The sequence below is a fragment of the Shewanella sp. CG12_big_fil_rev_8_21_14_0_65_47_15 genome (assembly GCF_002783505.1).
GTDB lineage: Bacteria > Pseudomonadota > Gammaproteobacteria > Enterobacterales > Shewanellaceae > Shewanella.
The window spans coordinates 1-13245 of record NZ_PFGL01000009.1; the positions used below are offsets into that span (position 1 = coordinate 1).

A 13245-nucleotide genomic window follows, 5' to 3' on the forward strand; every position below is an offset into this window, starting at 1 on the left:
CGAAGGATGCGTCCCTGCACCTGCGAAAGCTAGTCGGTCATCCATGACCGAACTCACGCAATTTGTCTATTCGCCCTGCGGCAACTCCGAGGGGAGGTGTATTCCTTGGGGTTTTGAGTCGTTAGATAGTGATTAATCAGCAAAAAATAAGCGTGAAAGAACGGAAAATGTAAAGCGATATCAAGTAATTACCCATCAAACTGTATAAAAACCGCTACCGCAAAAAAGCAAATTCCTATAGCATCATTTGTACCAATTGACATGGATGTGGCAGCGGCCAAGTCCAACAAGCGATTTATGCCCTGAAAACAGCGCAGTGCATAAATACTAAGACGTTAAGGCGTTAGGGTGCTCCTGTGGAAGACTTGAAAAGTACATTGATTGAGCTTGAGGAGTGGTTGTTTCAACCGAATGTTCGGAGCTCCTTAACTGAACTTACTGAGTTAATTTCGGATGATTTCACTGAGATTAATGCTTCAGGATTACGATTTGGTAAGTCTGACGTTTTGAAGCGTTTACCAACTGAAGTTGCGCCTGAGATAACTGCGAGAGATTATGAGTTGCGATTGCTTGGTCTAGATTGCGCTCAGTTATTATACAAAGCAGAGGTGTTAAGAATTGAACAAGTATCACCAGCCTACTCGCAGAGGTGTTCAATCTGGCGTCGGAGTGCGAGCGGTCAGTGGCAAATGATTTATCATCAAGGGACAACATGCGCTCCATTCTAGCTAGTTGCCCTAACAAACGCCAGCACACCGCGCCTGCGGCGATGGACCCGCAACAGTTTGCTCGCCTGTGTGGCGGGTCGTTATGCAATATGATTTAAATAATGAGGTTTTGATGAAAATATTTTGGAGTTATGCGAAGAGAGATGATGCAAAGCCCAATCATGTAACTCAATTGCTTAATCAATTTGAAATCGTTGCAAGTCAATGTCTCGGAGATGACATAGACATTTTTCAAGACATAACAGGTCTGACATGGGGCTCAGAATGGCGGCAGATTTTAGAGAATAAAGTGAAGCAAGCAGATATTTTCGTTTGTATACTTTCGCCGTCTTACTTCAACAGCAAAATGTGTATTCAAGAAGTTGTCTGGGCAATGGAAGCTAAAGTGAGGATACACCCTATTCTGTATAGAGCATGCCCAAAAGGATTCGCCAGCCAATTTTCTGATTCAGATAAAGATGCAGTCATTTTGAATTCTGCATCATCGGAGGTTGTTAATAAATATCAGTATGTGGATTTTACGAAACTTAGAAACATAGCTAAAGACAGCACTGAAGTCTTGAATTTCCTAGATGGCATTTGTGAGCAAATTGCATAACAAATAAGGATAGGCCGCGCGTACCCGCGACCTTATCCCAAGTGTTGAACAAGCCCGATGCTGGTTGTTGACACTTTATTATACAAATAGCTGATTGAGAATTTGAGGGTGCTAAGGTCTCTTTTTTAAAGAACTGCTTAGACACCCAACCTAAAATGGCGTAGCAGTTAATCTCCGGCTATGCTTTGGTTCAGCATTAGACAAGGGGGGATACCGAGCCCTTGCTGGACTCAGATAAGTCTTGAACCCCTCTTTTTTTATCAGTCCCTATTCCCATTGCTTGAAGGTAAACCAAAAACACATTATGTTATTGTTTTAACTTTGGTGGCCCGATTTGCTACTTTTAGTTTTTATGTGATTTTAATTTCCCTGTTAATTAGTGAAAGTGATTTTTCTATTGTTATTATTAAAATTAAAAATTGATGATGAAATAGCTTTTGAGGGTATAACTGTGTGGAAAGAAATATCAAATAGTGAACCATTGATGATGGAGTATACGGGCGCACTACCAAAAAAGCTTTATAGATATAGGTCTATTGTTCCTAAAGTGATGGATGAAAGGCTAATAAATTTTGAAATTTTAGAGGAAGCTATATTTTTGGCAGGGTTAAAAGATCTGAACGATCCAGATGAGGGACGATTTCTTATGAAGTTTGAGGGGGAAAGGAAAGAAATATATTCTTTTTGGAAAGATGCTATACAGTCAATTCAAGGAGATTTGCCAATCCTAAAAATTAACTCCCAAGCAGCGTTTAATACTGAACGTGTACTTAGTGATGGGGGGGCAGTTCCTGAGAATATTGTTAAACATACAAGGAGTGTGTTAGAAAATATTGTTAGAATAGCTTCTTTTACTACAGATCCCGTAAATTATTCAATGTGGGCAAACTATGCTAAATATTATCATCCTATAGATGGAGTAATAGATCATGCTGGAATATGTATTGAATATGAATGTGACAAAAATTGGCTTCATTTAAATTTGCACCCAGTGGAGTATTCAGACGTGTTACCAATACTAAACCCAGTTAGTTTTAGTGGGGAGGAGCTTGTAAAAACTCTTTATATGAAAACGAGGGAATGGCGAGGAGAAGAGGAGTGGAGGATTATGTCTGTTATTCAAGCTTATCCTCCATTCTCTAGAAACCTAACAACAAACTCAAAAATAAAAATTAGTGGTTCTATTACAGGAGTTATTTTTGGAATAAAAACTCCTGATGAAGTGATAAAAGAAATTATTAGCAAAGTCTCACTAGAAAAACCTGATATTCTTTTTAAGAAAATCATGCTGAATCCCACTACATACAAACGAGAATTGGTTTTACTAAATGGGTGAAAGAATCAATCATGAGAATTGCCATTGAAGCATCAGTGAACGTTGGCGACCTGTTTTATCGCTTTCGATTTAAAAAGTAACAGTCCTTGGGGAAAAGGAGCCAAAATAGCATCGTTTTCCATTATTTAGAATAATATTAACTATTTGAAAGTAATTGTTTTTATGTTCCCGGATTTACATGCCGCGCCAAAATACTTCTCAGTATATAAAGTTTTGGTTTTCTGCATTAGAAAATGTTGGAAACTCACAGTGATGGATGCTAAGTTACAGGCATATTTACCCATAGAATTTCATTGTTCGGCCAATTACGGTTTTTGTTTTATTATAAGTGCAGATAATAAGCTGTTATGTTTTAGGAAGGTTTCGTGTATCAATTTGATGAATCAGTAATTGCAAACCAGATGACACTCTTAATCGAATATGCTCAAAGTTACGCATTTTTCAAAGTAGTGTCTGAACATCTTAAAGATCACAATGAAGACCAAGAGTTTTGGATTCATTTGAACAACGTAACTCTTAACGATCTGATTATTAAGTGGTGTAAGGTATTTGGAACTGATGACAACGAACTACACTGGAAAAATTCTTCAAAATCTGATGGTTTTACTGAATGCGTTAGAAGGTTAATAATAAGTATTTTCAAAGGTGATTCTGAATGTTGGAAGTCCTACGTGAGGGGGTGTGTCATTTTCGAAACACCTATTCCGCACATCGAAACGTAGGTGAATACAAATCTGTACCCAGGCTAGATGAAGGGTTTAAAGTTGCAGCGTGTTATTTTGATTTTCTAGTTGAAAAGTTTGGCCCTTGGGCTGGTCATCAACCGTTTTTGTCAGAGTATGCCGATACTCACAAAAAAATAACACTCAATAAATTAAAAACATAACAAGCAAAGCCAGCCGACGCGTACCGCGCCGCTGCTTTGAGCGTTACATCGATATTCTAATTCGATAGTCATGAATTAAGCTAAGAATCAAACTCGCTTTTGCTCTATATCTTTTTAGATGACGAAACAGTTGTATGGGGTGTGAGAATTGCCATTGAAGCACCAGTGACCGTTGGCGACATGGATGTCGCCGTCGAGCCTATAGGGATATATCCACGGCGTGTCACTGGGGAGACAATGGCAATTAATGCTGTGCTACGGGTCAGAGTACTCCCGCTTTTCTAAAAAACATCTCCAACGATTTTTGTTTTAACTAATTGTATTTAAATGGCTTTGTTTGATTGAGGCATGTTTTTCTTCAACCCCAACCATTCTATTTTTTCGAATGTTTAGGCCGGGATTTCGCGTTATTCTTTTGTAAACTTCCTTGTTATTCTGCCTCCATCAGCAAAGCGTTTGCGTCTTGAGTTAGCCACAGTATTTTGGCGTTTCACGCACCGCTTTGCTCAACCGATAGGAGAGCACCATGAAAGTATTACATCAGTTTTCCGCCAAAGCCGCGATGGATGGCGATGGGGTCAATATTCGCCGTGTCGCCGATTTTGTGACGACTAAATTTGATCCTTTCTTGATGATGGATGAGATTAAATCCGATGATGAACAGGACTTTATCGGTGGTTTTCCCGCCCATCCCCACCGTGGGATGGAAACCTTTACCTATATCCGTAAGGGCGGTTTTGAACATCGCGATCAAATGGGCAATGTGAAGGCGATTCGTGCAGGTGATGTGCAGTGGATGAGCACGGGTTACGGTGTAGTGCATTCTGAAATGCCATTGGCCGATGCGCTCGATGGTCTGCATGGGTTCCAAATTTGGGTCAACATGCCTGCCAAGGATAAATTGCGTCCAGCGAAGTACCAAGATACTGCGGCTAGCGCGAGCGTTGAAGCGACCAATGATACTGGCGCAACCCTAAAAGCCTTGGCGGGGGATTGGGCCTTTATTGGTCAGAGCACGATAAGTGCCACAATTCAAGGGTTAGCGGGTGAGGCGGCGATTGCCGACTTGATGATAAACGCCAATGGCGAAGCGCTGCTCGATTTATCCAAGCATGAGTTTGCCGCACTCTATATTTACCAAGGCGGCTTGAGTAAGGGCGAAGGCTCACAGTGGTCATCTGCTGTAAATCAATATGAGCAGGGCGAGTTTTTAGTGCTCGATAGCCAAACGCCATTGCAGCTTAAGGCCGATGAACGCGGGGCAGGAATGCTACTGTTTGTGGGTAAACCTATCCGTGAAAAAATCGTCCAAATGGGGCCCTTTGTGATGAATACCCAAGCGGAAATTCAGCAGGCGATCCGCGATTATCAAGAAGGGCGCTTCGGCCAAATCGCTTAATCTGTTAAGTTTGCCGCACTGAGCTAATCCTAAGCCCTGTATTCCCGCAGGGCTTTTTGCTGCTGTGCACGCCTACTATTTCTATTGTTTAAGGACTTGAGGCAAAAGCCGCGCTTTGTTGTTACAATAGCCGTGCTTTTGGGTTGAGCGAGCGCAGATCTTAAATCTAGTCTAAAACTAACCTGAATCTTGATAGACCCGTTTAATCGATAAGTAACGCAATTTCAGTAACCTAGCAGCCGCTTCGTTACCCACCACAGGATATTCACCTTGAGCAACTCAGATACTAAGCCTACTCCATCACTGGCTTTTTCGACTCTTAAGCTAAAAACCGAACTGCTTGAGAACCTTTCTTCAATGGGCTACAACGAAATGACGCCAATTCAGGCGCAAAGTTTGCCGCCCATTCTGGCGGGTGAGGATGTGATTGGTCAGGGGAAAACTGGTTCGGGTAAAACGGCGGCCTTCGGTCTAGGCTTACTGAACAAGTTAGACGTTAAGCGCTTTCGCATTCAAACCTTAGTCCTGTGCCCGACCCGTGAGTTGGCCGACCAAGTGGCGCAGGAAATCCGCACCCTTGCCCGCGGTATTCATAACGTTAAAGTACTGACACTTTGCGGCGGTGTGCCTATGGGGCCACAGGTTGGCTCATTGGAACATGGCGCGCATATTATTGTCGGAACGCCGGGGCGTATCGTCGATCACTTAGATCGCAATCGCTTAGATTTAAGCAACCTCAACATGTTAGTGCTCGATGAGGCCGATCGCATGTTAGAAATGGGCTTCCAACCTGCCTTGGATGCGATTATTGAGCAGGCCCCGCGTGAGCGCCAGACATTGCTATTTAGTGCAACTTTCCCCGAGCAAATTCAATCGATTGCTAAGCAAATCATGTATAACCCTACCATGGTAAAGGCGGCGGTTACCCATGAAAAAAACACCATCGAACAGCACTTTTATCAGTTAGATGACGATAAGGCGCGCATGCAAGCGCTGCAATTATTGCTCCTAGAACATAAGCCTGAAAGCGCCGTAGTGTTCTGTAATACCAAGCGCGAAACCCAAAAAGTGGCCGATGAACTCGAAGGTTTAGGTTTTAGCGTCCTGGCGCTGCACGGTGATTTAGAACAGCGCGACAGGGACGAAACCCTGTTGCAATTTGCTAACAAGAGCGCCTGTGTGCTGGTGGCGACCGATGTGGCCGCCCGTGGTTTAGATATCGATGCGCTAGATGCCGTATTTAACTACCACGTGGCCTACGATACCGAAGTACATATTCACCGTATCGGCCGTACTGGCCGTGCGGGCAGTAAGGGCGCCGCTTATACCTTCTATAACGACCAAGACGGTTACAAAATTGCCTTGTTAGAAGAGTACTTAGATCGCGAAATCAGCAGCGAATCATTGCCATCTGAAAGCCTGCTCGGCAACACGCCTGCCGCGCCAACCATGATCACTCTGCAGATCGATGGCGGTAAAAAGGAAAAGCTTCGCCCTGGGGATATCTTAGGCGCACTGACGGGTGAAAACGGTATCGAAGGCTCACAGGTGGGTAAAATCCAAGTCACGGATTACCGCGCCTATGTGGCCGTTAATCGTAAGGTTGCCAAGAAAGCGCTGAACAAGCTGACTAGCGGCCGCATTAAGGGGAAATCTTACCGCGCATGGCCGATGAAGTAAGCCCATCAAGTTTAAGATAGCTTGTCGCTACGAATGCCACTCATCTAAGATGTGTGGCATTTTTATATGTCATTCAAAGGGAAGAGTTTAGAACTTCGCCGTAGTTATCTTTTCGCCATGGGGTGATTAGGGCTGAGCTGCAATAAATCCCAGCGATTGCCATAGAGATCTTCAAATACGGCGACTGTGCCGTAATCCTGCTCCTGTGGCTCGCGAATAAAATGGATCCCAATCGACTGCATATGCTCATAATCGCGCCAAAAATCATCGGTATTTAAAAATAAAAACACCCGTCCACCGGCCTGGTTGCCGATAAAAGGCACTTGCTCTGGCTTGGAGGCTTTGGCTAATAGTAGGGCAGTACCATGGGAATTGGGCGGAGCTACTACTACCCAGCGTTTATCCTGTTCGGGCTGATAGCTGTCTTCAATCAATTCGAATTTGAGTTTATTGACATAAAAATCAATCGCCTCATCGTAGTCTCTTACTACGAGTGCAATATGGACAATCGCCTGTTTCATCTTTTTCTCGAGTTTTGATGTCTATTACAAGGGCTATTGTAATCGCTATCGCAACGGTCGGGATACCGCTGCGATAGCATAAAACATCAATCAGTAGCGTAAGTCTGTCACTGGCTCAAGAGACTAAGGGCAGGGAAGTCTAAATTGATCGGACAGTTCGTTTAATCGCGTTAACAACTCAGGCGATAGAGTGACTTTTAAGCTGTCGATATTTTCTTTAAGTTGATAAAGATCCGTGGCACCTATGATGTTTGAGCCGACAAATTTACGTGAGTTAACAAAAGCTAGCGCCATTTGCGCCGGCGTGAGTTTGAACTCACGGGCTAAATCCACATAGGCTGCCGTGGCATCGAGGGCCATTTGCGAACCCGTGTAGCGGGCGAAGCGCTTAAACAGGGTTAGACGCGCGCCTTCTGGCCATTGGCCGTTGCAATATTTGCCCGTTAAGGCGCCAAAGGCTAAAGGCGAGTAAGCCAGCAGCGGTAATTCTTCACGGTGGCTGATTTCACTCATGCCCACTTCAAAGCTGCGATTGAGTAAGTTATAGGGATTTTGCACACTCACAATCCGCGGCAAGCCGTGTTTTTCGGCCAGTTGTAGGTACTTCATTAAGCCCCACGGGGTTTCGTTCGACACGCCGATATAGCGTACTTTACCCTGGCGAATGACTTCGGCGAGGGCTTCAAGCGTCTCGAGGATCGGCGTTTGCTGCTCTATCTCTTGCTCGTCGTAAAAAAGTTCGCCAAAGAAGTTGGTGTTGCGATCGGGCCAATGGAGTTGATAGAGATCGATAGTATCGATTTGCAGGCGTTCGAGTGAGGCATCGACCGCTTGGTGGATATTGTTCCAGTCCAGTGCCATATTCTTGCGAATATAGTCACTCTTGCCACCCGGTGCGGCAATTTTAGTGGCGATAACTAAGTCATCACGGTTACCTCGGGCCTTGATATATTGCCCCAGAATTCGCTCAGTCTCGCCCTGGGTTTCAGGTTTAGGCGGCACAGGATACATTTCTGCTGTATCAATAAAATTGATGCCATTGCCTATGGCGTAGTCCAGTTGGGCAAACGCCTCGGCTTGGGTATTTTGTTCGCCCCAAGTCATAGTGCCCAAACAAATTTTGCTGACCTCGAGATTAGAATGCGGTATGCGTCTGTATTCCATCTATTTCCCCTACGAAAATCTTCTTAGTTCGAGGCTATCAAGCTTTTGCGGTAAAGCAAAGGTTAAAGCATGTGGCTAAATGCTACTGGGTGAAAAACAATCAATGAATAAGGGCGATATTGCACCATTTTAACGCGCATGGCAGGTTGAATTTTAGACACTAAGTGGTGTTTTTAGCGCTTATGTTGCCAACAAGCCTCCAAACCTGGATTTTTGCTTATTTCTGATGATCTTAGACGCAGCAAAGCCGCGGTAAGCTATTTATGAATAAATTGTTATAAAACTACATTTGCCCGCAGATGTCCGCGCAGATGTGCATCAATGTCACAAAATGGCGTGAAATTTTGTATCTAACTTACGAATTTGCGGCGGAATGTGACGCCAATACCGGAATATCCATTAACAAACCTCTACCCTAAATTTATCTAAAAATTTTCATGGTTGATATTTGTGATGGCAGATCTTTCAAACCAAATTATCACGATCAAAAAAGGCCTAGACTTGCCAATTGCGGGTGAGCCTAGGCAGATCATCGAACCCGGTAACAGGCCATCCCAAGTGGCACTGCTCGGTGAGGAGTATGTCGGTTTAAAACCGACTATGTTGGTTGAAGTGGGTGATAGGGTCAAAAAAGGCCAACCTTTGTTTGAGGATAAAAAGACCAAGGGCGTGTTATTTACGGCCCCCGCGAGTGGTGAAATTGTGGCGATAAACCGCGGTGAGCGTCGGGTGTTGCAATCTGTAGTTATCCGCTGTAATGGCTTAGACGCCGATGAGCAGATCCGTTTCGATATTCACGGCGATGTGCAAGTGCTTTCTGCGGATGTGGTACAGGCACAATTGGTTAAGAGTGGCCTATGGACTGCGCTGCGTACCCGTCCGTTCTCTAGGGTGCCTGAGCTTGACACTCAACCTGCGGCAATTTTTGTGACCGCAATGGATACTAATCCCTTAGCCGCCGAGCCCCGCTTAATCATTGCCGAGCAAGCCGATGCCTTTAAGCTTGGGCTACAAGTGCTGACTCGCTTAACCCAAGGTAAGGTTTACCTCTGCCAAGATAAGGGCGAGGCCTTAGTGGACGCCGGTTTACCTAAGGTTGAAGTGCGTCGTTTTACCGGGGTACATCCTGCGGGACTAGTTGGTACTCATATTCATTTCACCTTGCCCGTCAGCATCGAGCGTCAAGTCTGGCACATCGGCTATCAAGACGTTATCGCCTACGGCAAATTATTCCAAACCGGTGAGTTATATACCGACCGTATCGTCGCCTTGGGCGGCCCCAGCGTACTCAATCCCCGTTTACTGCGCACTCAGCTTGGCGCTCAGTTAAGTTCGCTCGTGGCGGATGAAATCAAACCCGGCCATAACCGTGTGGTTTCTGGCTCGGTATTAGCCGGCCATACCGCCAAAGATGTGCATGATTTTTTAGGACGTTTCCATAACCAAGTGTCGGTACTCGCCGAAGATGCCGAGCACCATGTATTGCCTTGGGTACGGGGTGGTTCGGATAAGTTCTCTATCACCCGTGCGGTGACGTCCCGTTTATTTGGCTTGACTAAGTCCTTCGAATTTACCACCCACCAGGGCGGTTCACCCCGAGCCATGATGGCCTTTGGTCAGCTCGATCGCGTGATGCCTCTGGATATTTTACCCACCTTGTTAGTTCGTGACTTAGTGGTGCGAGATACCGATGAGGCGCAGGCCCTAGGCGCATTGGAGCTAGATGAAGAAGATCTGGCACTCTGTACCTTTGTATGTCCTGGCAAATATGACTTCGGTAAAGAATTACGTGCCTGTCTAGATGTTATCGAGAGGGAAGGTTAATGACGACACAATCTAAAAAACCTGATTTACAAGAAGCCCCAGATTTACAGCAAACTACTGATTTACAAGAAGAGTATTACGCTACAGGCAAATCCATGAAGGGCTTTGTGCGCTCATTGGTGATCGCCAGTGGCCGCAGCACTAAGGGAAAAGTGCACGTACGTGACGCCATTGATGTTAAACGTACCATGACCTTAGTGGGCCTGTGTTTATTGCCAGCCATTTTATTTGGCTTATATAACGTAGGCTTACAGGCTCAAATTGCACTAGCAAGCGGTTTAACCACACCGGATTCTTGGAAGCTCGCTCTGTTTAATGGTCTAAGCGGCGGCTTAACGGAGCAGACTGGCATGCTTGGCTTGTTCCTCTATGGTCTTAGCTTTTATTTGCCGATTTACCTCACGGCATTGCTCACCAGTTTATTTTGGGAGGTGGTGTTTGCGCGGGTGCGCGGCCAAGAGTTGCACGAAGGCTTCTTCGTTACCGCACTGCTGTTTACCTTAATTTTGCCCGTTTCAATTCCGCTCTGGTTGGTGGCTATGGGCATTAGTTTTGGGGTAGTCGTGGCTAAAGAGCTGTTTGGCGGCATGGGGTATAACTTCCTCAATCCTGCGCTGGCGGGTCTTGCCTTTATCTATTTCGCCTATCCATCCGAAGTCGCTACCGTTAAGCAGTTAGTCGCGGTTGATGGATTTTCCGGGGCAACGGCGTTGGCACAAGCGGCGGCGGGCAAGCTGGAGTTTGCCGATTACGCTTGGTATAGCGCCTTTAGCGATCCCAATTGGTGGAATAACTTCTTCGGCTTTACCGTGGGTGCGATTGGTGAAACCAGCACGCTGGCGGTATTGCTGGGTGGTTTGCTGTTGATCCTGACTCGCCTAGCCGACTGGCGTATTGTGGTCGGCGTTATGCTAGGCATGATAGCCACTGCCACTTTATGTAATGTTATCGGCTCAAGCACTAACCAAATGATGGCAATGCCCTGGACATGGCATTTAGTTACTGGCGGTTTTGCGCTGGCGATGATGTTTATGGCGACCGACCCCGTGACGACCTCCTACACTCGTCCAGGGAAATTTGCCTACGGCGCGCTGATTGGTTTTATGACTGTGCTTATCCGTGTGGCGAACCCCAAAATGCCGGAGGGCGTGATGTTAGCGATTCTGTTTGCCAACCTGTGGGCGCCGCTGTTCGATTATCTGGTGGCCCGTGCCAACATTAAACGGAGATTAAAACGTCATGGTATTTAAGAAAGATACTGTGGTGGGGACCATGGTCTTCACTATTACGCTCTGCCTTTTGTGCTCCTTTATGATCACCGGCACAGCAGGCGTATTGAAGGAACGTAAATTAGCGAAAAAGCGTGATGAATTGCAACGCTATGTGTTGATAGCCGCCGATGTGAGCCTAGGCCAAGGCAATGAGTTTAGGGAGATTTTTGCTAAATCCGTTAAACCCTTATTGATCAATCTCGACACGGGCAAAGTGGATTCAGACGCCAATGTACTCGATTTCGATGAGCGTATGGCGGCGATTAACCCTGAGACCTCAAATGCACCGAAAAAGGATATCGCTAAGATCAAGACCCGCGCCAACGATGCCCGCGTGTTTAAAATTTTAGATGCCGACGGCAAGTTAGCGAGCGTGGTCGTGCCCTTCTACGGTAAAGGTCTCTGGTCGATGATTTACGGCTATGTGGCCGTCGAGCCTGACTTTAATACCATCAAGGGACTGGTCGTATATGAACACGGTGAAACCCCAGGTATTGGCGACTTTGTGACTGACCCACACTGGTTATCGCTATGGAAGGGTAAGCAACTATTTGACGAGAAAGGCCAGTTTGCAATGCGCCTCGTTAAAGGCGGCGCTAAAGAAGGCGATATCCACGGTGTGGATGCGGTGAGCGGCGCGACCATGACGGGCCGTGGCGTACAGCGGGCAATGGAATTTTGGTTTGGTGTTGAAGGCTTTCAAACCTTCTTCAACCAGTTAAAGGCGCCAGCAGTGCAAGGTGAGTTGGGAGGTGCAAAATGAGCAACACTTTATCCATGCGGGACATGCTAACTGGGCCAGTGTTTGCCAATAACCCGGTCGCGATGCAAGTGCTGGGGGTCTGTTCGGCGCTGGCGGTCAGTAACTCAATGCAAACCGCTGTGGTGATGACACTGGCGGTAACCTTCGTACTGGTGTTCTCTAACCTGATCATCTCCGCCATCCGTAACTTTATCCCAAACAGTGTGCGGATCATCGCCCAGATGACGGTTATCGCCTCCTTGGTGATTATCGTCGATATGGTATTGCAGGATGTAGCCTATGAGTTATCTAAGCAACTTTCTGTATTTGTTGGCTTAATTATCACTAACTGCATCATTATGGGCCGCGCCGAAGCCTTTGCCATGAAGTATCCACCGCACTTAGCCGTAGTGGATGCCGTGGGTAACGCGACGGGATATGGCTTGATTTTGATCAGTGTGGCCTTTGTACGTGAGCTGTTAGGAACGGGCAATTTATTCGGCCATAGCGTGTTGACCACCATTGAAAACGGCGGCTGGTACCTACCGAACGAGATGTTCAAGTTACCGCCGAGCGCTTTCTTCCTGATCGGTGTGCTGATCTGGACCATCAATGTGATCCAGCGAAAACGGGGTTAAGGAGCAGATATGGAACACTATATAAATCTATTTTTGCAGGCCACTTTTATCGACAACATGGCGCTGTCGTTCTTCCTCGGTATGTGCACTTTCTTGGCCGTGTCTAAAAAGGTGTCCACCGCCTTTGGCTTAGGTGTGGCTGTGGTGGTGGTGATGACCTTAGCCGTGCCGCTAAACCAACTGATCTATGTGAAGGTTCTCGCACCCGGTGCTTTATCTTGGGCGGGCTTAGCCAGCATTGATTTAAGCTATCTGCAGTTGATTACCTTTATTGGCGTGATCGCGGCTCTAGTGCAAATCCTTGAGATGTTTTTGGATAAGTACATTCCAAGCCTGTATGACTCCCTGGGGATCTTCCTGCCACTGCTCACCGTAAACTGCGCGATTTTTGCGGGGGTGATCTTCATGGCGAACCGTGATTATAACTTTGCGGAATCGGCGGTGTTTGCCATGGGATC

Annotated in this window: 13 protein-coding genes; 11 read left to right on the forward strand and 2 right to left on the reverse strand. The window is 46.1% G+C overall.

Going from position 1 to position 13245, the window contains the following annotated elements; translation table 11 throughout:
- Positions 1 to 356: 356 nt before the first annotated feature.
- The 6 genes from COW15_RS02540 to dbpA all read left to right on the forward strand — a co-directional run bounded on the left by COW15_RS02540 (position 357) and on the right by dbpA (position 6627).
- Positions 357 to 728 carry a DUF4440 domain-containing protein gene (locus tag COW15_RS02540; RefSeq protein WP_293629620.1) on the forward strand — a complete coding sequence of 124 codons (372 nt, stop codon included), beginning with the start codon at positions 357 to 359 and terminating at the stop codon, positions 726 to 728.
- An 82-nt stretch (positions 729 to 810) separates the two neighbouring features.
- The gene (locus COW15_RS02545; protein ID WP_293629621.1) at positions 811 to 1326 is read left to right on the forward strand and encodes a TIR domain-containing protein; all 516 of its coding nucleotides are present in this window, start codon (positions 811 to 813) and stop codon (positions 1324 to 1326) included.
- Positions 1327 to 1723: 397 nt separating this feature from the next.
- On the forward strand, positions 1724 to 2662 hold the full coding sequence (locus COW15_RS02550; protein ID WP_293629622.1) for a DUF2971 domain-containing protein: 939 nt from the start codon (positions 1724 to 1726) through the stop codon (positions 2660 to 2662).
- A 655-nt stretch (positions 2663 to 3317) separates the two neighbouring features.
- On the forward strand, positions 3318 to 3548 hold the full coding sequence (locus tag COW15_RS02555; RefSeq protein ID WP_293629623.1) for a hypothetical protein: 231 nt from the start codon (positions 3318 to 3320) through the stop codon (positions 3546 to 3548).
- A 526-nt stretch (positions 3549 to 4074) separates the two neighbouring features.
- Positions 4075 to 4947 (forward strand): pirin family protein, encoded by an 873-nt coding sequence (locus COW15_RS02560; RefSeq protein ID WP_293629624.1) that lies wholly within the window; start codon positions 4075 to 4077, stop codon positions 4945 to 4947.
- A gap of 270 nt (positions 4948 to 5217) precedes the next feature.
- Positions 5218 to 6627 carry an ATP-dependent RNA helicase DbpA gene (gene dbpA, locus COW15_RS02565; protein WP_293629625.1) on the forward strand — a complete coding sequence of 470 codons (1410 nt, stop codon included), beginning with the start codon at positions 5218 to 5220 and terminating at the stop codon, positions 6625 to 6627.
- 104 nt (positions 6628 to 6731) lie between these two features.
- Here the strand turns inward: dbpA and COW15_RS02570 are convergent, their stop codons facing one another.
- Both COW15_RS02570 and COW15_RS02575 read right to left on the reverse strand, forming a co-directional pair.
- Entirely contained in the window at positions 6732 to 7148 is a 417-nt protein-coding gene (locus tag COW15_RS02570; protein WP_293629626.1) for a VOC family protein, read from the reverse strand.
- 123 nt (positions 7149 to 7271) lie between these two features.
- Entirely contained in the window at positions 7272 to 8312 is a 1041-nt protein-coding gene (locus tag COW15_RS02575) for an NADP(H)-dependent aldo-keto reductase (RefSeq protein ID WP_293629627.1), read from the reverse strand.
- 453 nt (positions 8313 to 8765) lie between these two features.
- Here COW15_RS02575 and COW15_RS02580 point away from each other — a divergent pair, with 453 nt between their 5' ends.
- The 5 genes from COW15_RS02580 to COW15_RS02600 all read left to right on the forward strand — a co-directional run.
- A complete protein-coding gene (locus COW15_RS02580; RefSeq protein WP_293629628.1) occupies positions 8766 to 10136 on the forward strand; it encodes a Na(+)-translocating NADH-quinone reductase subunit A in 1371 nt (456 codons plus the stop codon).
- The gene (locus COW15_RS02585; protein ID WP_293629630.1) at positions 10136 to 11386 is read left to right on the forward strand and encodes an NADH:ubiquinone reductase (Na(+)-transporting) subunit B; all 1251 of its coding nucleotides are present in this window, start codon (positions 10136 to 10138) and stop codon (positions 11384 to 11386) included. Before COW15_RS02580 ends, COW15_RS02585 begins: the two co-directional genes overlap by 1 nt.
- The gene (locus tag COW15_RS02590; RefSeq protein ID WP_293629632.1) at positions 11376 to 12170 is read left to right on the forward strand and encodes a Na(+)-translocating NADH-quinone reductase subunit C; all 795 of its coding nucleotides are present in this window, start codon (positions 11376 to 11378) and stop codon (positions 12168 to 12170) included. Before COW15_RS02585 ends, COW15_RS02590 begins: the two co-directional genes overlap by 11 nt.
- Positions 12167 to 12787 carry an NADH:ubiquinone reductase (Na(+)-transporting) subunit D gene (locus tag COW15_RS02595; RefSeq protein WP_293629634.1) on the forward strand — a complete coding sequence of 207 codons (621 nt, stop codon included), beginning with the start codon at positions 12167 to 12169 and terminating at the stop codon, positions 12785 to 12787. The genes COW15_RS02590 and COW15_RS02595 overlap by 4 nt, the downstream gene beginning before the upstream one ends.
- 9 nt (positions 12788 to 12796) lie before the next feature.
- On the forward strand, positions 12797 to 13245 hold a 449-nt coding region (locus COW15_RS02600), incomplete at its 3' end, for an Rnf-Nqr domain containing protein (RefSeq protein WP_293629635.1).

Coding starts and splice junctions, on each gene's coding strand:
- COW15_RS02595 (WP_293629634.1), top strand. CDS start 12,167: ATGAGCAACACTTTATCCATGCGGGACATGCTAACTGGGCCAGTGTTT.
- COW15_RS02590 (WP_293629632.1), top strand. CDS start 11,376: ATGGTATTTAAGAAAGATACTGTGGTGGGGACCATGGTCTTCACTATT.
- COW15_RS02585 (WP_293629630.1), top strand. CDS start 10,136: ATGACGACACAATCTAAAAAACCTGATTTACAAGAAGCCCCAGATTTA.
- COW15_RS02545 (WP_293629621.1), top strand. CDS start 811: ATGCAATATGATTTAAATAATGAGGTTTTGATGAAAATATTTTGGAGT.
- COW15_RS02570 (WP_293629626.1), bottom strand. CDS start 7,148: ATGAAACAGGCGATTGTCCATATTGCACTCGTAGTAAGAGACTACGAT.
- COW15_RS02555 (WP_293629623.1), top strand. CDS start 3,318: ATGTTGGAAGTCCTACGTGAGGGGGTGTGTCATTTTCGAAACACCTAT.
- COW15_RS02575 (WP_293629627.1), bottom strand. CDS start 8,312: ATGGAATACAGACGCATACCGCATTCTAATCTCGAGGTCAGCAAAATT.
- COW15_RS02580 (WP_293629628.1), top strand. CDS start 8,766: ATGGCAGATCTTTCAAACCAAATTATCACGATCAAAAAAGGCCTAGAC.
- COW15_RS02560 (WP_293629624.1), top strand. CDS start 4,075: ATGAAAGTATTACATCAGTTTTCCGCCAAAGCCGCGATGGATGGCGAT.